General features: G+C 72.4%; 15 protein-coding genes. 5 read left to right on the forward strand and 10 right to left on the reverse strand.

Annotated features, from left to right (window positions below; all coding sequences use genetic code 11):
• Window positions 1-43: 43 nt before the first annotated feature.
• The 5 genes from MUB56_RS25205 to MUB56_RS25225 are packed head-to-tail and all read right to left on the reverse strand — an operon-like array spanning window position 44 to window position 4,653.
• Window positions 44-961, reverse strand: coding sequence for a type II secretion system F family protein (locus MUB56_RS25205; RefSeq protein ID WP_244929759.1), 918 nt, complete (start codon window positions 959-961; stop codon window positions 44-46).
• A complete protein-coding gene (locus MUB56_RS25210) occupies window positions 961-1,830 on the reverse strand; it encodes a type II secretion system F family protein (protein ID WP_244929760.1) in 870 nt (289 codons plus the stop codon). The genes MUB56_RS25205 and MUB56_RS25210 overlap by 1 nt, the downstream gene beginning before the upstream one ends.
• The gene (locus MUB56_RS25215) at window positions 1,827-3,143 is read right to left on the reverse strand and encodes an ATPase, T2SS/T4P/T4SS family (RefSeq protein WP_244929761.1); all 1,317 of its coding nucleotides are present in this window, start codon (window positions 3,141-3,143) and stop codon (window positions 1,827-1,829) included. The genes MUB56_RS25210 and MUB56_RS25215 overlap by 4 nt, the downstream gene beginning before the upstream one ends.
• A 2-nt stretch (window positions 3,144-3,145) precedes the next feature.
• Window positions 3,146-3,925, reverse strand: a complete 780-nt coding sequence (locus tag MUB56_RS25220) for a hypothetical protein (RefSeq protein WP_244929762.1) — start codon at window positions 3,923-3,925, stop codon at window positions 3,146-3,148.
• Window positions 3,922-4,653 (reverse strand): SAF domain-containing protein, encoded by a 732-nt coding sequence (locus MUB56_RS25225; RefSeq protein ID WP_244929763.1) that lies wholly within the window; start codon window positions 4,651-4,653, stop codon window positions 3,922-3,924. Before MUB56_RS25225 ends, MUB56_RS25220 begins: the two co-directional genes overlap by 4 nt.
• A 128-nt stretch (window positions 4,654-4,781) precedes the next feature.
• On the opposite strand from MUB56_RS25225, the gene MUB56_RS25230 reads away from it, so the two are divergent.
• A complete protein-coding gene (locus MUB56_RS25230) occupies window positions 4,782-9,350 on the forward strand; it encodes an FtsK/SpoIIIE domain-containing protein (protein WP_244929764.1) in 4,569 nt (1,522 codons plus the stop codon).
• 109 nt (window positions 9,351-9,459) lie between these two features.
• Here MUB56_RS25230 and MUB56_RS25235 read toward each other — a convergent pair whose 3' ends face one another.
• From MUB56_RS25235 to MUB56_RS25245, 3 genes are all read right to left on the reverse strand, one after another.
• Complete coding sequence (locus MUB56_RS25235; protein ID WP_244929765.1) at window positions 9,460-9,753, reverse strand: WXG100 family type VII secretion target; 294 nt, start codon at window positions 9,751-9,753, stop codon at window positions 9,460-9,462.
• A 115-nt stretch (window positions 9,754-9,868) separates the two neighbouring features.
• Entirely contained in the window at window positions 9,869-11,155 is a 1,287-nt protein-coding gene (locus tag MUB56_RS25240; RefSeq protein ID WP_244929766.1) for a thymidine phosphorylase, read from the reverse strand.
• Window positions 11,156-11,176: 21 nt separating this feature from the next.
• Window positions 11,177-11,566, reverse strand: coding sequence for a cytidine deaminase (locus MUB56_RS25245; protein ID WP_244932472.1), 390 nt, complete (start codon window positions 11,564-11,566; stop codon window positions 11,177-11,179).
• Window positions 11,567-11,758: 192 nt separating this feature from the next.
• Here MUB56_RS25245 and MUB56_RS25250 point away from each other — a divergent pair, with 192 nt between their 5' ends.
• The 4 genes from MUB56_RS25250 to MUB56_RS25265 all read left to right on the forward strand — a co-directional run bounded on the left by MUB56_RS25250 (window position 11,759) and on the right by MUB56_RS25265 (window position 16,991).
• Window positions 11,759-12,844: a BMP family ABC transporter substrate-binding protein gene (locus MUB56_RS25250; protein ID WP_244932473.1), complete on the forward strand. Its 1,086-nt coding sequence runs from the start codon at window positions 11,759-11,761 to the stop codon at window positions 12,842-12,844.
• A 105-nt stretch (window positions 12,845-12,949) separates the two neighbouring features.
• Window positions 12,950-14,464, forward strand: coding sequence for an ABC transporter ATP-binding protein (locus tag MUB56_RS25255; RefSeq protein ID WP_244929767.1), 1,515 nt, complete (start codon window positions 12,950-12,952; stop codon window positions 14,462-14,464).
• Entirely contained in the window at window positions 14,461-15,705 is a 1,245-nt protein-coding gene (locus MUB56_RS25260; protein WP_244929768.1) for an ABC transporter permease, read from the forward strand. The genes MUB56_RS25255 and MUB56_RS25260 overlap by 4 nt, the downstream gene beginning before the upstream one ends.
• On the forward strand, window positions 15,702-16,991 hold the full coding sequence (locus MUB56_RS25265; RefSeq protein ID WP_244929769.1) for an ABC transporter permease: 1,290 nt from the start codon (window positions 15,702-15,704) through the stop codon (window positions 16,989-16,991). The genes MUB56_RS25260 and MUB56_RS25265 overlap by 4 nt, the downstream gene beginning before the upstream one ends.
• A 95-nt stretch (window positions 16,992-17,086) precedes the next feature.
• Here MUB56_RS25265 and MUB56_RS25270 read toward each other — a convergent pair whose 3' ends face one another.
• Window positions 17,087-18,142 (reverse strand): hypothetical protein, encoded by a 1,056-nt coding sequence (locus MUB56_RS25270; protein WP_244929770.1) that lies wholly within the window; start codon window positions 18,140-18,142, stop codon window positions 17,087-17,089.
• Entirely contained in the window at window positions 18,139-18,753 is a 615-nt protein-coding gene (locus MUB56_RS25275; RefSeq protein WP_244929771.1) for a hypothetical protein, read from the reverse strand. Before MUB56_RS25275 ends, MUB56_RS25270 begins: the two co-directional genes overlap by 4 nt.
• Window positions 18,754-18,802: the final 49 nt, after the last annotated feature.

Below are 18,802 nucleotides of genomic sequence, written 5' to 3' on the forward strand. Positions count from 1 at the left end.
GTTTCCCCGGCCTCGGCGGATGAATCCTCGCTGCGGCGTGATTTCAACCCAGGATCTGGGCGACCGCCGGATAGCCGAGGAAGACGAGGAAACCCACGCAGAGCAGCAGCTGGGCGACCAGCATCGACTGCGAGCGTGCCGCCGCCCGGCCCTCGGCGTCAGCCAGCTCCTTGCGACGCATGGACGCGGCGCGCGCGGTCAGGGAGTCGCGCACCTTGGCGCCGTCCTCGGCCACCAGGGCGAGCGCGGCCGAGAGATCGCGCAGCTCGTCGACGTCGAGCTCGTCGCCGAGGTCGCCCAGCGCGGCCCAGGGTGTACGACCCTGCAGGCGGGCCGCCTCCAGCGCGTCCCGGATGCGCACCATGGCCCACCCGTCGGAGATGTTCGACGCCGCCTGGAGGGCCTCCGGTACGCCGCGACCGCCGGCGAGGTTCATGGCGACCAGGTCGAGGAACGAACTGACCACGTGCCGGAAGCCCCGACGGCGCTCCGCGGCCTGGCCGTTCACCTGCAGGTAGGGCACAGCGAAGCCCAGCACCGCGCCGATCAGGCTGAGCCAGAACGGGATGGTGGCACCGAGCACGCCCATCGCGCTGAGCGCGCCCAGCAGCACCGCGGGCATCAGGAGGCCGAGCAGGCCGCACAGGACGGTCTGGGCCAGGAACATCTCGCGGGACTGACCGACCATCGCCAGGCTCGCGCGCAGCGAGCGCGGCAGCCGGATGCCCCGGTTCTCCAGGCTGTCGGAGATCTCGGCTCCGAACTTGCGCAGCCGGGCCGACTCCTCCTGGTGGCGCCGGTCGGCGGTGACGCTGGCCTGCCGCCGACCCCGGGCGAGCCGGGCATCGAGCTGGGCCAGCGCCACCGGACCGGAGGTGCCCGGCTGGGCGACGAGCATCCCGGCGAGCAGCAGTCCACCGCCCACGATCGCACCCGCGGTCATGACGAGCAGCAGCCACATCAGCGCACCACCCCCGCGGCCCGGGAGCGGAGGAAGCGCTCGGGCGTCTCGAACTTGGCCAGCGCCCGCATCCAGGCGAATCCCGCAGCGAACAGGCCCAGGATGAACAGCAGCACGATCTGTCCGACCGGGCTGTCGTAGGGCTCGACGTACGTCGGGTTGAAGATGGACAGGCCGACGACGAAGGCGATCGTCACACCGACGACGATCTGCACGCTGCGCTGGGTGCTGCGCCGGCCGGCGTTGATCCGCTGGCGCATCTCCAGCTCGGCGCGAGCCGACTCGGCGAGCGACGTCAGCACCTCGCGCAGGCCGGGCCCGCGCAGCCGGGCGTTGAGAATCAGGGCGGCGATGATCAGGTCGGCGCCGGCGTCGTCCATGTCGTCGGCGAAGCGCTGCAGCGCCTCGGGCAGCGGGACCCGCACGCGCAGCCGGTCGGCCAGGGTCTGCAGGTCGGCCGAGATCGCCGGGGAGGCGGCGTACGCCGTGGCCGGGATCGCCTGCTCGAGGCCGACCGCGCCGGCCACGGTGTCGCGCAGCGACTCGGTCCACGCGGCCAGGCCCTCGATGCGGGCGACCCCGTCGCGGGTCTCCCGGCCACCGCCGAAGAGCCGTCCCCAGAACGCCACCAGGGCGCCCACCGCGAGGGCGGCCACCAGCCACTGGGTGAGCAGCAGCACCAGCACGCCCGCGCCGACGCCGAACGGGACCCGGCGCCCGAGTCCGCGGAGCTGCTCGAGCACCGTCGAGGGCGCCTCGGCCACGGGACTCGGCTCGCGCGGGATCAGCGCCAGGACCAGTACGACGAGACCGCCGCCGACCAGCGCGCCGATCAGGACGACCAGGGCCAGCTCGGGAGTGAGGGTCACGAGGCCGGCTCCAGCCAGGTCGCTGCTGCGCCCGGGACGTACCCGACGGCCTCCAGGTCGGCCTGGCAGGAGACCGAGGCCGCCGGCACGGCCACCCCGTCCGACCCGACCGCGAAGACCTCGCTGGACAGCACCCGGCCGTCCACACCGTTGACCTCGCGCACCGAGGTGATCATCCGGCGCAGCTGGCCGCCCTGGGCGAAGGTGTTGATCCGGTCGACGTAGACCACGAAGTCGATGGCACCGCCGATGAGCATCATCGTCGCCTCGGACGGCAGCCGCTCGGCTGACTGGATGGCGTAGGTGCAGATCCGGTTGAACACCTCGGCCGAGGAGTTGGCGTGGATGGTCGACAGCGACCCGTCGTTGCCCTGGCTCATCGCGTTGAGCATGGTGACGATCTCGTCGCCCAGGACCTCGCCGACGATGACCCGGCTGGGGTTCATCCGCAGCGAGCGACGGACCAGCTCGCCCATCTGGATCGCCCCGCTGCCCTCGGAGTTGGGCAGCCGCTCCTCGAAGGCGACGACGTTCGGGTGCAGGTCGGGGAATTCGCCGAGGCCCAGCTCGAGGGCGCGCTCGACGGTGATCAGCCGCTCCACCGGATCGATCTCGTTGGCCAGCGCCCGCAGCAGGGTGGTCTTCCCGGCGTTGGTGGCGCCCGCGATCATGATGTTCTTGCGGGCCCGCACGGCGGCCGAGAGGAACGCCGCCAGCTCCGGCGACATGGTGCCGTAGCCGACCAGGGTGTCGAGCGAGACCCGCGAGAGCCGCGCACGCCGGATGGACAGCGACGGGCGCCGGCACACGCCCATCACCGCCGAGAGACGCGAGCCGTCGGGCAGCCGGATGTCGAGCTGCGGGTTGGCGGAGTCGAAGGGCCGGCTGGTCAGGCCGCTGTAGGCACCGAGCGTCTGGACCAGCTCGACCAGCTCGTCGTCGGACTCGGCGACCGGCTGGCCGCGCTCCTCGCGGCCGTCGGCGTAGCCGATGAAGACGTGGTCGTGACCGTTGATGTCGATGTTCTCGATCTCGGGGTTGTCCAGCAGCGGCTGCAGCCGACCGACGCCGAAGAGCGCCGCGTGCACGCCCTCGGCGAGTGCGGTCTCCTCGTCGGGCGACGGAGGGGTGCGCCCGGCGCGGACCTCCTCGCGGGCGTAGCCGTCGAGCACCCGGGCCACGACGGCCCGGGCGAACTGGCGCTCGTCCTCGGCCGACATCGGGGGGACGCCGTTGAGCGCGTCCTCGCGTCGCTGCCGGGACAGGACCTCGGCGACCTCCTCGCGGAGCCGCCGCACGAGCTGCTGATCCATGCTCACCTCACCCCCGCGAGCCGGTCGTCGCCGGCCAGCTGGACGACGCGCTCCGCGATCGTCTTCGCCGAGCGGCCCAGCAGCGTCTTGCGCGGGTCGCCGAGTCGGCTGGAAGAGAGGATGCGGGCCGCCTTGGCGTCGTCGGCCACGATGCCGAGCACCTGCACGCCGAGCTTCTCGGAGTCGAGCAGCTTCTGGAGGTCGGTGACCACGTTGGTGTCGCGGTAGGAGGTCACGACGACGACGCCGACGGGCGGGCCGTCGTACTCCCCCAGGCGCAGGGCGCTGCGCAGCGACTGCAGCCGCTCCCTCAGATGGGCCACGCCCTCAAGGTCGGGTCGGACCACGAAGAGCACGACGTCGGACCGGACCAGGACGGGCAGCGCGGGCGAGCCGGGCGTGACCCTGCCGACGTCGACCAGGACGTCGCCGGGGTGGGCGCTGAAGATCGCCGACAGCTGGCTCCAGGCGCCGCCGAGGCCGGCGAGCTGGTCGGGCGAGGAGACGCCGGTCAGCACCGGTCGGCCGAACGCGGCCTCCTGGAGGTGCTCGCCGAGCGTGGTCTCGGACGCGCCCCGGCGGGCGGCCGCGCCCAGCGAGAGCAGGCCCCGGTCGGGGTCGAGCGGGTCGCCGGAGCGGTCGCGGCAGCGCCAGCCGAGGTCGCCTCCGGCGGGGTCGACCTCCGCCAGGGCGACGTCGCCCGGCCAGGTGCTGGCCAGGGCCAGGCCGGTGATCGTGGTGCCGGGCGAGCCCTTGGCCGAGGCGAGCGCGATGACACTCACTGCTCGGCTCCGGAGAGCTCGACGTCGGTGGACTGGCCACGCTCGAGGATCGCCAGGCCGGCGGTGTTCGACCCGGCCGCGTTGACGATGGCCGCGGCGGCCTCGGCCGGCACCAGCAGGTTCAGCGAGCCGGCCGAGCTGCCCCCGAGCTGCTCGGACTTGCCGGAGTCCACCTTCATGACCAGCCCCTCCCCGAGCACCTCGGCACCGCCGTCGCCGGCCGCGCCCGAGATCCGGATGACCTGGACCAGGTCGCCGCTGGACAGCCCCGCGGGCGTCAGCGCCGGGTTGAGCGGGATCGCGACCTCGGCGCGGCCGTCGGTCACGGGGCTCGTCTTGGTGATCACGTTCTCGCCGACCAAGGACTTCGCGGGGATCGGGACCTTGGCGTAGGTGCCGAGGACCTGCTCGACCAGGTCGACCGAGATCGTGGGCACGTCCTCGCTCGCCACCTGCACCTCGCGCAGGTCGTCCTCGGTGATCAGCGTGCCCGCCGGGATGTCGCGCGCGGCACCCAGGACCGTCTCGCGCTCGTCCATCCGGACGGCGAGCAGACCGGCCGCCAGGGCGCCGCCCACGATCAGGAGCAGCGCCAGGGCGGCCAGCGCGGGGCGGCGCTGACGGGGCGGCTCGGTGGGACGGTTGGCCGCGGAACCCGCCGGGGTGTTCCGCCGGAAGGCCCGGGCGCGCTGGCGATCGGCGGCCGCGGGCTGGATGTCGGTGCTCACGTGGGGGTTGTTTCCCCTGAGACCGGTGCTCTAACCACCCGTCTCGGTCACATCGGGTGCGCGTGTGATGTGGTCTGGTCCGGTCCCGGGCGCGCATGATTCGAGACCGGCGGTGGAAGGACACCCGGGTGAGATTCAGCCTCAGCGTGGTCGACGGCACCTCGGACCTCCAGCACGACGTGCTCATCGACGCCGACCCCCAGAGCACGGTCGCCGAGCTCCTCCCGGTCCTGCTCCGCACCCTCGGCGTCGAGATGCACGAGTCCTTCGCCCGGCAGGTCGCCGTGTACGTCGACGGCGGCCGCGTCGAGAACGACCTCACCCTCCGCACGGCCGGGTTGCGACCGGGGGCCGTGGTCGCGCTGCACGAGCCCGCCGGTTCCTCCCGCGGCCTCCCGCGCGGCGTGGTCGAGGTCCGCGTGGTCTCCGGGCCGGGCGCCGGCCGGGTGCACCGGCTCGGGATCGGCGAGCACACGCTCGGCAACGGCGCCGCCGGCATGTCGCTGCCCGACCTGCTGCTCCCCACGGACGCGCTCACCGTCCGCGTCACGACCGCTGCCGAGGTCGAGGTCGTGGCGTGCGACCTGCCCGTGACGGTCGACGGCCGTCAACCGGGCGACCCCGACCCGGCGGCGGACGACCTGAGCGCAGCCGAGGCGGACGTCGACCACGACGACCCGGACTTCCTCGACACCCTCCCCGACGCCGCACTGACCCGCCGGGAGCGACGCCTCAAGCGCCGGCGGGCGCGGGCGCGGCAGCGCGCGACGAGCCGGGGCACCGTGGTCGAGGAGTCCGCCGAGGTCGTCTGGCCGGAGGGGACCGACCTGCGGGTCGGCGACACCCTCCTGCAGTGGCGCCAGGTCTGGGTCCCGGACGCCGACACCAGCCCCAGCGAGGAGCTGCTCGGCATCGACTTCAACCGACCCCCGCGGATGCTCCGCGCCGAGCGCGAGCGGTCCTTCGTGATCCCCGACGAGCCGAAGGCCCCGCGGCGGGCGAGCCTGCCCTGGCCGCTCATCATCGCGCCGTTGCTGATGGCCGGTCCGATGGCCCTCTTCTTCGGCCCCCGGTTCCTGATGTTCGCCCTGCTCTCGCCGTTCATGGCGCTGTTCAACTTCCTCTCCCAGCGCCGCGGGACCGTCCGCGACTACCGCGAGCGGCTGGTCGAGTACCGCCACGAGCTCCGTTCGGTGCGCCACCGGCTCGCCGTCGCCGAGGCACTCGAGCGCGACGAGCTGCGTCAGGACCACCCCGACCCCGCCGCCGTGCTGCTGGAGGCGATCGGCCCGGGCCAGCGGCTCTGGATGCGTCGGCGACCCGACCCCGACTACCTCACGCTCCGGGTGGGGGTCGCCGACCGTCCCTCGGCGCTGGCGGTCCGGGACAAGTCGCGCAAGGAGACCGACGAGCCCCGGGAGCCCAACGTCCTCTCCGATGTCCCCGTCTCGATCTCGGTGCGCGACGTCCCGATCATCGGCGCCTGCGGCGACCAGGCCGGCGTCGACGCCGTGGCGCGCTGGTTCCTGGGTCAGGCCGCGGTGCTGCACTCACCGACCGACCTGCGGCTCTTCGTCCTGACCGGTGCCGAGCGTGAGGACCAGTGGGGGTGGCTGCGCTGGCTGCCGCACTGCCGACTCGAGGGCGAGCCGGTCGGCGCGCTGCTCGGCACCGACCAGGACTCGGTCGCACGACGGGTCGGGGAGCTCGGCCAGCTGCTGGCCCAGCGGACCCAGGCCTCCGGCCCGGCGGCCTCCATCCGCAACGCCCTCCCGCCCGGGCCCGACGTCCTCGTCGTCCTCGACGGGGCGCGGCGGCTGCGCACCCTGCCCGGTGTGGTCAGCCTGCTGCGGGACGGCCCGGCGGTCGGCATCCACCTGCTCTGCCTCGACGAGGACCAGCGCTCGCTGCCCGAGGAGTGCGGGGCCGTGCTCGACCTGCGCGAGGGGGTGGTCGAGCTGCGTCGTACCGGCAGTGAGGTGGTCGCGCGGATCCGGCCCGACCTGGTGGAGCCGGCCTGGGGAGAGCTCGTCGGCCGCGCCCTCGCCCCGGTGCGCGACACCACCCCGAGCGTCGAGTCGTCCGGCCTGCCGTCGTCCGCGCGGCTGCTGGAGGTCCTGGGCCTGGAGGACCCGACCGCCGAGCTGGTCGCCCGGCGCTGGGGCCCCGAGGCTCGCACCGACGTCGTGATCGGCGTGGGCTTCGACGGTCCGTTCCGCCTCGACATCCGCAAGGACGGCCCGCACGCCCTGATCGCCGGTACGACGGGCTCCGGCAAGTCCGAGCTCCTGCAGACCCTCGTCGCCTCCCTGGCGGTGGCCAACAGCCCCGAGCAGCTCACCTTCGTGCTCGTCGACTACAAGGGCGGCTCGGCGTTCAAGGACTGCGCCCAGCTGCCGCACACCGTCGGCATGGTGACCGACCTCGACACCCACCTGGTCAGCCGGGCGCTCACCTCCCTGGGTGCCGAGCTGCGCCGGCGCGAGCACCTGCTGGCGGGTCCGGGCGCCAAGGACCTCGAGGACTACTGGGCGATGCAGCGGCGCGACCCCTCGCTGCCGGTGATCCCGCGGCTCGCGATCGTGATCGACGAGTTCGCGAGCCTGAAGGCCGAGCTGCCCGACTTCGTGACCGGGCTGGTCACCATCGCCCAGCGCGGCCGCTCGCTCGGCATCCACCTGGTGCTGGCCACCCAGCGACCTTCGGGCGTCATCTCCAACGACATCCGGGCCAACACCAACCTGCGGATCGCCCTGCGGGTCACCGACGAGTCGGAGTCGCGCGACGTGATCGACGCCGTCGAGTCGGCGACCATCGGGCCCGACCAGCCGGGTCGCGGCTACGCCCGGCTCGGCCACTCCTCGCTGCTGCCGTTCCAGTCCGGCCGGGTCGGTGGCGCGCGTCCACGGATCGGGGCGACCGACCTGCTCGAGCGGGCGGCTCCGCTGGCCTGGCCGATCGCCTGGTCGGTGGTCGGGCACCCGGCACCGGGCCGGCCGAAGGCCGTCGGCAGCGACACCGACGAGGGCGAGACCGACCTGTCGGTGCTGGTCGAGGCGGTCAACGGCGCCGCCGAGCGGCTCCGGATCCAGAGCCAGCACTCGCCGTGGTTGCCCGAGCTGCCCGCCCCCGTCCGGCTCGACGAGCTCCGGTCCCGGACCGCGGACGCGACCGACTCCGGCCGCGTGACCGGCTGGTCGACCCCGTGGGTGCTGGAGGACCACCCCGCCGATCAGGCGCAGCGCACCCGCGAGTTCACCCTCGGCAGCTCCGGCCACCTGTACGTCGTCGGCGGTGCACGCTCGGGCCGCTCCACCGCCATGCGCACGATCGCCGCCGGTCTGGCCGAGGCGACCACCTCCCGCGACCTGCACCTCTACGGCCTCGACTGCGGCAACGGGGCACTGCTCCCGCTCACCGCCCTCCCCCACACCGGCGCCGTCGTGCAGCGCACCGAGGTCGAGCGCGCCGGCCGACTGCTGGACCGACTCGGCGAGGAGGTGAAGCGGCGTCAGGACGTGCTGGGCCGGTCGGGCTTCGCCGACATCGACGAGCAGCGCGCGGCCGCCGCCCCGGACGACCGGATGCCGTACGTCGTGCTGCTGATCGACCGCTGGGAGGGCTTCGTCTCCGACCTGGCGGAGGTCGACCTGGGTCGGCTCAACGACCGGGTCTTCTCGCTGCTGCGCGAGGGCGCCAGCGTCGGCATCCAGGTCGTGGTGACCGGCGACCGCTCGCTGTTGAGCGGCCGGGTGGCGGCGCTGGTCGAGCACAAGCTGATGCTGCGGCTGCCCGATCGCTCCGACTACTCCAGCGCCGGCCTGCGCCCCAAGGACGTGCCGGAGAACCTCGCCGACGGACGCGGGCTGTGGGGCGAGTCGGGGATCGAGGCGCAGGTCGCCGTCCTCACCGACGACGTGTCGGGCGCGGCCCAGAGCGCCTACGTGCGCGACCTCGGCGCGGAGCTCGCGGCCCGTGAGGCGGCGCTCCCGTCGGCTCCCGCCGACCTCCGACCGGTGCGGCTGGCCGCGCTCCCGACCGAGATCGACGCCGCTGCGACCCTGGCCGCCCACGCGGCGTCGGTGCCGGCGGGCTACGTGCCGCTCGGCGTCGGCGGCGACCTCCTGGACCTGCTGAGCGTCGAGGCCGGCAGCTCGCCGGCCCTCGTCGTCGGCCCACCCCGCAGCGGTCGTACCAGCACCCTGCTCTTCCTCCACCGCTGGGCGGAGGCCACCGGGCGCGACGTACTCGGCGTGACCCCGGTGGCCAACGCCCTCAGCACGGCGCTCGGCGACCGAGCGGTCGTCGGGACCGACGCCGAGCCCACTGCTGTGGTCGAGCGGCTCCGCAGCCTCACCGACGGCTCGGTGGTGCTCGTCGACGACGGGGAGGCGCTCCGCGAGGGGCCGCTCGCCCCCGTGCTGCTGGCCGTGGTGCGACAGGCCCGCGAGCGCGGGTTCACCGTGGTGGTGGCCGGCGGCATCAGCGAGCTGGGCTCGGGCTTCTCCGGCTGGATCACCGAGGCGCGCAAGGGCCGCAAGGGCCTGCTGCTCTCGCCCCAGGAGGCGCTCCAGGCCGACATCTTCGGCGGGCGGGTCGCCCGCACCTCGCTGGTCGCGCGGGTACAGCCCGGCCGCGGCGTGCTCTTTCCCGGGAACGGCGACCAGGTCGGGGTCCAGGTGCCGCTGGTCGGCTGAGCCGAGCAGGCCGCACGACGCGACGAGGCCCGGCCCCCCGAGAGGGGGCCGGGCCTCGTGCGGTCATCGACCCGAGGAAGCGCGTTGCCGCGCCCAACTCACCGGGTGGTCACTTGATGGTGTAGGCCGCGTCGATCTCGGCGAACGCGCCGGAGGCCTTGGTGAGGTAGGTCGACATCTCCTCGAGGAGGCCGACGCTCTTCATGTTGGCGGCGTTCCACTCCTCGTAGGTGCCGTTGAAGGAGTCACCCGCGACGGACTTGAAGCCGCCGCTCTCGCGCAGGTTGTCGACCTGGCCCTTGGCCGTGGTCAGGATCGACTCGACCTGGTTCTTGATGTCGGCCAGGTTCTTCGCCTGGCTCTCGATATCGCCGTGGGATACGGAAATCTTGCCGTCGGACATGCGTCACTCCTCGAGATGATGTGGTGCCTGGACAAACCCCGTTCTGCCCTCTCGGCCCGGGACCAAACCTCCACACACCCGACATCGCGTGCCTGCCGGACGGGTACGGCGCGGGTCAGCCGATCCTGTCGATCACCAGCGGAGCCGGGGCGTACGACGTGCCGGCGGGCGCGACGTCGTACCCACCCTCGAGGGCGGCGAGCGCCCGGTCGAAGCGCCCGGTCTCGTCGGTGCACAGCGTCAGCAGCGGCTCGCCCTCGGTGACCCGGTCGCCGGGACGCGCGTGCCAGCGGACCCCGGCCGCCGCCTGCACGGGGTCCTCCTTGCGGGCTCGGCCCGCTCCGAGCCGCCAGGCGGCCAGGCCGACGGCCATCGCGTCGAGCCGGGTCAGCACGCCGGTGGCGGGCGCGGCGACGACGTGGGTCTCGCGCGCGACGGGGAGGGTGGCGTCGGGGTCGCCGCCCTGCGCCCGGATCATCGCCTTCCAGGCGTCCATCGCGGAGCCGTCGGCGAGCCGGTCGGCGGGGTCGACGTCGGTCACGCCCGCCCCGGCGAGCATCTCGCGGGCGAGGGCCAGAGTCAGCTCGACGACGTCGGCCGGACCGCCGCCGGCGAGGACCTCGACGGACTCCTCCACCTCCAGCGCGTTGCCGGCCGTCAGGCCGAGGGGGGTGGACATGTCGGTGAGCAGGGCGACGGTGTGCACGCCGGCGTCCTGGCCCAGGGCCACCATCGTCTCGGCCAGCTCACGGGCGCTGGCCTCGTCCTTCATGAACGCCCCGGACCCGACCTTCACGTCGAGCACCAGCGCGCCGGTCCCCTCGGCGATCTTCTTGCTCATGATCGAGGAGGCGATCAGCGGGATCGCCTCGACGGTGCCGGTGACGTCGCGCAGGGCGTAGAGCTTCTTGTCGGCGGGCGCGAGACCGTCGCCGGCGGCGCAGATCACCGCGCCGACCCCCTCGAGCTGGGCGAACAGCTCCTCGTTGCTGAGCGCGGCCCGCCAGCCCGGGATCGACTCCAGCTTGTCGAGCGTGCCGCCGGTGTGACCGAGCCCGCGGCCCGACAGCTGCGGCACCGCGACGCCGCAGGCCGCCACCAGGGGGGCCAGCGGCAGGGTGATCTTGTCGCCCACGCCACCGGTGGAGTGCTTGTCGGCCGTGGGCCGGGAGAGTCCCGAGAAGTCCATCCGCTCGCCCGACGCGATCATCGCGCCCGTCCAGCGGGAGATCTCGCGGCGGTCCATGCCGTTGAGCAGGATGGCCATCGCCAGCGCCGACATCTGCTCGTCGGCGACCTCGCCGCGGGTGTAGGCGTCGATCACCCACTCGATCTGGCTGTCGGACAGCGCGCCGCCGTCCCGCTTGGCGAGGATCACCTCGACCGCATCGTGGAGTGTCACCGCGTCAGGCTAATGGCATCCTCAGCGCTCCAGCGCCTCGGGACCGAAGGCCTGGGGCAGCACCTGGTCCATCGTCAGCACGCCGGTGGGGGTCCAGACGAGCAGCTCCGCTCCCCCGTGCTCCCACAACAGCTGGCGGCACCGACCGCACGGCATGATCACGTCGTCGTCGCCGTTCACGCACACGAAGCGGGTCAGCCGACCACCACCTCCGGCCACCAGCGACGACACCAGCCCGCACTCGGCACACAGGGTCACGCCGTACCCGGCGTTCTCGACGTTGCAGCCGACGACCACCCGGCCGTCGTCGACGAGGGCGGCGGCACCCACGGGGAACCCGCTGTACGGCGCGTAGGCCCGCTGCGCGACCTCGATCGCGGCCCGACGCAGGCCCTCCCACGTCTCGTCCAGCTCGGTCATCGCGCCTCCTTCGTCCGCGCCGAGCCTGCCACAGACGCCAGATATGCCCGTCCTTAGGTCCCAAGTCGATAACCCTTTCGCCACCGACCCTCGGAGTTGCCCCGCGAAGCTCCAGGACGCACTACGGTGACCGGTCGTCGCCCCCAGAGGCGGGGCAAGGATTTGGAGGCAGATGTGAAGAAGATGCGGAAGGTCATCGTCGGCGGTATCGCCGTCCTGGCGGCGTCCAGCGCGCTGGTCGCGTGCGGGGACGCCCCCGACGAGTCCGGCTCGTCGGGTGGGACCGAGGCCAAGAGTGACTTCCTCCCGTGCATCGTCTCCGACGCGGGCGGCTTCGACGACAAGTCGTTCAACCAGCTCGGCTACGAGGGCGTCGAGGCGGCCGCCAAGGAGCTCGGCGCGGAGTTCAAGGGCGTCGAGTCCAACAGCGAGAACGACTACGCCCCCAACCTGGAGAGCCTGGTCTCCGAGGGCTGCAACATCATCGTGGCCGTCGGTTTCGCCCTCTCCGCGGCCACCGTCGAGTCCGCGACCGCGAACCCCGACCTCCACTACGCCCTGATCGACGACGCGGCCGACAACGACTTCGACGGCAAGAAGGACGCCGACAACGTCAAGCCGCTCCTCTACGACACCGCTCAGGCGGCCTTCATGGCCGGCTACGCGGCCGCCGACTTCACCAAGACCGGCACCGTCGGCACCTACGGCGGCGAGCCGTTCCCGACCGTGACGATCTTCATGGACGGCTTCCGCCAGGGCGTCGAGTACTACAACGAGCAGAAGGGCAAGGCCGTCAAGGTCGTCGGCTGGGACGGCGAGAACGGCACCTTCACCGGCGGCTTCGAGGCCAACGAGAAGGCCACCAACGCCGCTCAGCAGCTGCTCGACCAGGACGCCGACGTCCTGCTGCCCGTCGGCGGCCCGATCTACGAAGGCGCGCTGACCGCCATCGCCGACTCGGGTGTCGAGGCCGTCATGATCGGCACCGACGCCGACGTGTTCGAGTCCGACCCGCGGACCCAGGAGGTCATCCTGACCTCGATCCTCAAGGGCATGGACATCTCCACGCAGGAGGTCATCCTGGCCGCCGCCGACGACAAGTTCGACGGCGAGCCCTACGTCGGCACGCTCGAGAACGACGGCGTCGGCATCGCGCCGTTCCACAACTTCGAGGGCGAGGTCTCCGAGACCCTCCAGGGCGAGCTCGACGAGATCCGGGCCGGCATCATCGACGGCTCGATCACGGTGGAGTCCTACCTCAAGAAGTGACACCCCCGCGAAGGGAGGTCGACCGGCTCGGTCGGCCTCCCTTCCGCATCGGTGCCCGCGTGCGCCCTCGACGCCTCCCCGTCGCCCTCTCCTAGGATCGCCACCATGCAACTGGCTCTGCGCAACGTGACCAAGCGCTTCGGCAGTCTCATCGCCAACGACCACATCTCCCTGACCGTCGACCAGGGCGAGATCCACTGCCTCCTGGGTGAGAACGGCGCGGGCAAGTCGACGCTGATGAACGTCCTCTACGGCCTCTACCAGGCCGACGAGGGCGAGATCCTCGTCAACGGGGAGGTCATGAGCTTCGCCAACCCGGGCGACGCCATCGCGGCCGGCATCGGCATGGTCCACCAGCACTTCATGCTCGTCCCGGTCTTCACGGTCGCGGAGAACGTCATGCTCGGCAACGAGCAGACCGGGTTCGCCGGCTCCCTCGACCTCGAGGCCGCCCGGGAGCGGGTCCGGGAGATCTCGGCCCGGTTCGGCTTCCACGTCGACCCCGACGCGGTCGTCGAGAACCTCCCGGTCGGCGTCCAGCAGCGCGTCGAGATCATCAAGGCGCTCTCCCGGGACGCCCGGATCCTGGTCTTCGACGAGCCGACCGCCGTCCTCACGCCCCAGGAGACCGACGAGCTGATGCAGACCATGCGCCAGCTCCGCGAGTCCGGGGCCGCCATCGTCTTCATCACCCACAAGCTCCGCGAGGTCCGCGAGGTCGCCGACCGGATCACCGTGATCCGCCGCGGCCAGGTCGTCGGCGAGGCCGATCCCACCGCCAGCAACGCCGAGCTCGCCTCCCTCATGGTCGGCCGCCCCGTCGAGCTGACCGTGCACAAGGGTGCCCCGACGCTCGGGGAGGACGCCCTGGTCGTCTCCGGGCTCACCGTCGCCGACAGCAACGGCCTCGTCCACGTCGACAACGTCAGCTTCACCATCCGCCGCGGCGAGGTGCTCGCCGTCGCGGGGGTCCAGGGCAACGGCCAGACCGAGCTCACCGAGGCCCTGCTCGGGCTCCAGGAGCACGTGCTCGGCTCGATCGTGCTCGACGGGCACGAGCTGGCCGGTCGCCCGGTCCGCAAGATCCTCGACGCCGGCGTGGGCTTCATCCCCGAGGACCGGCAGGAGGACGGACTGGTCGGGGAGTTCTCCATCGCCGAGAACCTGATGCTCGACCGCAGCTTCGACCGCCCTTTCGTTCGCAACGGCACCCTGCAGGTCACCACGCGCGACACCTTCGCCCGCGAGAAGCTCGAGGAGTACGACATCCGCGCCCCCGGCATCAGCACCCCCGCCGGCCAGCTGTCGGGCGGCAACCAGCAGAAGGTGGTCGTGGCCCGCGAGCTCTCCCGGGACCTGCGGCTCCTGGTGGCCGCCCAGCCCACCCGCGGCGTGGACGTCGGCTCGATCGAGTTCATCCACCAGCAGGTCGTGGCGACCCGCGACTCCGGCGTCCCCGTCCTGGTCGTCTCCACCGAGCTCGACGAGGTCGTGGCGCTGGCCGACCGGATCATGGTGCTCTACCGGGGTCAGGTCGTCGGTATCGTGCCGGCCGACACCCCACGCGAGGTGCTCGGCCTGATGATGACCGGAGAACGACCCGCAGGAGCTGTCGCATGACGCACGCCGACGAACAGCCGACGCAGGCGCCGGCGTCCCCACCCCCCGAGGACGACGGGACGCGGCGAGACCCCACCGAGGACCGGTGGCACCACGTGCTCCGCTCGATCACGACCGGCAACGCGCTGGTGGCCTTCCTCTCCGTGCTGCTCGCCATGATCGTCGGGTCGATCCTGATCCTGGCGACCGACGAGGAGGTCCGCGAGGCGGCGGGCTACATCACGGCCCGCCCCGGTGACTTCTTCGGCGCCGCGCGCGACGCCATCACCGGTGCGTACGGCGCCCTCTTCCGCGGGTCGGTCTACAACACCCGAGCCGAGGACTTCGAGACCGGGATCCGGCCCCTGACCGAGACCCTGAAGTTCGCCGCACCGCTGATCACGGCCGGCCTCGGCATCGGCCTCGCGTTCCGGGCCGGCCTGTTCAACATCGGTGGCCGCGGCCAGATGCTGCTCGCGGGTGCCGCCGCCGGGTGGGTCGGCACCCAGGTCGACCTGCCGTTCCCGCTCCACCTGCTGGTCGCCGTCGCCGCCGGCATGCTCGCCGGAGCGCTCTGGGCGGGCCTCGCTGGCCTGCTGAAGGCCCGCACCGGCGCCCACGAGGTGATCGTGACGATCATGCTCAACTACGTCGGGTTCTACCTCGTCTTCTACGCGCTCTCGACCCAGGGCATCCTCCAGGCTCCCGGCTCGATCAACCCGAAGTCGCTGCCGATGGACGACAGTGCGGTGCTGCCCAAGCTGGTGGGCGAGCGCTACAACCTGCACCTCGGCTTCCTGCTGGCCCTGGTCGCGGTGGTGGTCGTGTGGTGGCTGCTCAGCCGCTCCTCGCTCGGCTACCGCTTCCGCGCGGTCGGCGTGAACCCGAGCGCCGCCCGCACGGCCGGCATCGACGTCGGCCGCACCTACGTGATCGTGATGCTCATCGCCGGCGCGCTGGTCGGCCTCGCCGGCAGCAACCAGGTGCTGGGCACGGTCACCAGCGGCGTCACCGTCGACCTCGACGCCGGCATCGGCTTCGACGCCATCACCGTGGCCCTGCTCGGGCGGTCGAACCCGTTCGGGATCCTCGCCGCCGGTCTGCTGTTCGGCGCGTTCAAGGCCGGCGGTTTCTCCATGCAGGCCTCGGAGGGGATCCCCGTCGACATCGTCCTGGTCATCCAGTCGCTCATCGTGCTGTTCATCGCGGCGCCGCCGCTGGTGCGGGCCGTCTTCCGGCTGCCCGCGAAGGAGGCCAAGTGAGCACCACCATCCCGTCGGTCCCCGCCCCGGGGGTCACCGACCAGCCGCAGGTCATCACCCTGGTCAGCAAGAAGGTCCCGGTGATGTACGCCGTGCTGACCCTCGCGCTGGCCGCGGCCGTCGGCTTCAGCTCCCAGGCGGGCGACACCACCTTCCGGCTGGCCACGCGTCACGACGTCTACAAGCTGCCGGCGATCACCGTCCCCGCCGAGGCGACCGCCTGGGTGATGGTGGCGCTGATGTCGCTGTGCACGGCCGAGTCGGTACGCCGCTACCGCGCTCGTCGGACCACTCCGCTGTGGCTGACCGCGGTCTTCTCCGTGGTCGGCATGACCGGCTTCCTCTCCTGGGCGGCCGCGGGCGGGTCGATCCCGGTCGTCGGCCTGCTGGCCGGGGCGCTGACCCTCGCCGTACCCCTCGTCTTCGGGGCGCTCGGCGGGGTCCTGGGTGAGCGGGCCGGTGTCGTCAACATCGCCATCGACGGCCAGCTCCTGGCGGGTGCCTTCGCCGCCGCGATCGTCGGCTCGATCGCCGGCTCGGCGTGGGCCGGCGTGCTGGGCGCCATGGCGGCCGGCGCCCTGGTCGCCCTGGTGCTGGGCGTCTTCGCGATCACCTACTTCGTCGACCAGGTCATCGTCGGCGTCGTTCTGAACGTGCTGGTCATCGGCTTCACCAGCTTCATGTTCTCCCAGGTGCTGGCCCCCAACACCGAGTCGCTGAACAGCCCGCCGCGGCTGGGCCCGGTGGCGATCCCGGTGCTGGGCGACATCCCCGTCATCGGCCCGATCTTCTTCCGGCAGTCCCCCCTCGTCTACCTGCTCTACGTCGCCGTCGTGGTCGTCGCCTGGGCGCTCTACCGCACCCGGTGGGGCCTGCGGGTCCGCGCGGTCGGGGAGCACCCCAAGGCCGCGGACACCGTCGGCATCAACGTCGTGCGCACCCGCTACCGCACCGTGCTCATCGCCGGCGCGATCGCGGGGGCCGGCGGCGCGTTCTACACCCTCGTCTCGGTCCAGCAGTTCAACCGCGAGATGACCGGTGGCGCCGGCTACATCGCGCTGGCCGCCGTCATCTTCGGCAAGTGGGACCCGATCCGGGCGACGCTGGCGGCCCTGCTCTTCGGCTTCGCCTCCAACCTGCAGGGCGTGCTGTCGGTGATCGGGTCGCCGGTGCCGAGCGAGTTCATGCTGATGCTGCCGTACGTCGTGACGATCTTCGCCGTCGCGGGCCTGGTCGGCCGCTCCCGCGGCCCGGCCGCGGTCGGGGTTCCGTACCGAAAAGGCTAGTGAAGCTAGGTTCCCTAGGACGTGCAGAGGGGGCGTGACCGTGACGGTCACGCCCCCTCGTCGCTTTGTGGGTCGGTGTCGTGGATCGACGCCGGTCAGTCGACCGCGCTGACCAGGGCCTGCGACTCGGCCACCGGGATGTACGTCGTGGCACCGCTCGTCTTGTTCTCGAGCTCGCCGCCCTCGCCCTGGTTGGAGGTCCAGGTGGCCTGCCAGATCGCCGAGGTGCTCACGGGGAATCCGTTGGCGTAGCCCCACGAGGCCCGGCCGAAGGAGAGCACGCAGCCGCTCGACTCGTCGACGCCGGCGGCGTACGCCTGACGCGCCTGGGTGGTGTCACACCGGGTGGTGCCGGCCGGCGAGGTGACCGACAGCCCGTCGGTGCTCGCGGTGACCGTGGCGCTGACCGGTCCGGCGGACGCGGTGACGCTGCGCTCCCCGACCGCGTCGAGGTCGTCGACCCACATCCAGGTCGGAAGATTGACCAGAGAGGCGTTGGCGGTGTCGCCGATCTTGGGGTTCCAGTCCAGGGTCGGCTCGACGAGGTCCATCACCTCGTAGGCGTACTCGGCGAGGATCTCGGGGTCCACCACCGGGTCGGGCTGCTGACCGGTCGGGAACCAGTTGATCGTGACCAGGATCGGGCCCTCGCGCCCCGGCTGGGTACCGCTGCCGCAGCCGCGCGCGTTCAGCTCCGCGGCCTGCTCGTAGCCGTCGCCCTCGGGGCGCAGGTCGTCGTTGATCTCGAGGGCGTACCAGGTGATGTCGGTGCCGCTGGCTTGCGCCTTGACGGCCTCGACGAAGCGGTCGTAGTCCACCGCCAGGGCGCCTTCGGCCGCGTGTCCGGTCAGCCAGGGCCTGACCTCGTCCTCCCAGTACTTCTTGACGGCCTCGGGGTCCTCGGGGTCGACCTCCCAGCCGAGCGCGGAGACCGGCTCCCACCAGCACAGCGGCGGCGGCGAGGGAACGGAGGCGCGCAGCGCCTGGCTGACGTCGCCGGTCACCGTCACGTGGGTGGCACCCGCCCCGTAGCCATCACCGTTGTCGTCGCCGGTGCCGCCGCTGGCGCCGCCGGCCGATGCCGGCCCCACCGTGCCCAGCACGAGAGTCGCCGCCGCTGCCGGGGCGACCAGCATCCGTGAGAGCCTCATCGGTAGTCACACTCCTGGTTCTCGCTCGTGGTGTTGGCCTCGACGACCCGCCAGTCGGGTCCTTCGCGGACCAGCGTGCCCTTGGTCGTGAAGAAGCTCAGCCCGGTCTCGGCCGGGTTGCCGTTGCGGGCCAGCGTGACGGTCGTGTCGCGGAAACAGCCCTCGACGACCGCCTCGTCCCCGGTGACCCGGATCTTCGAGATCGCCGCGACCACGCCACCGGTCTGGGTCTCCCCACGCGACTTCATCCGCTCGAGGTACTCCAGCGGGCCGGTGGCGGCGTCCCGGTCGGCCAGCGCGTACAGCGCGTCGCGGTCCGCCTCGCCGTCGTGGTACATCCGCACGACCTCGGTCCAGTAGGAGAACCAGACCTCGGCGGCGGCCTGCTCGTCGGGGCTTGCGGCCACCGAGGTGCCGCGGGCCACCTCGCCGTCGAGCGGGTCCTCGGGGATCGCGCCGTCGTCCGCGGGCTCCGTCGCCGCACCGGACTCGGTCGCGGCGGGTGTCTCGTCGAGGGTGAGCGTCTTCGCCTCGCTCCCGCCGTCGTCGCCGCAGCCCGTCAGCGCCAGGACTCCCACGCAGGCCAGGACAGCCACCCGGGCGACCACCATCAACTGCACTCCTCGTCGCTCGCTCCAGCGACCGGGGCGAGAGCCCCGG

Origin of the sequence: Nocardioides sp. W7 (assembly GCF_022919075.1) — a bacterium.
GTDB lineage: Bacteria > Actinomycetota > Actinomycetes > Propionibacteriales > Nocardioidaceae > Nocardioides.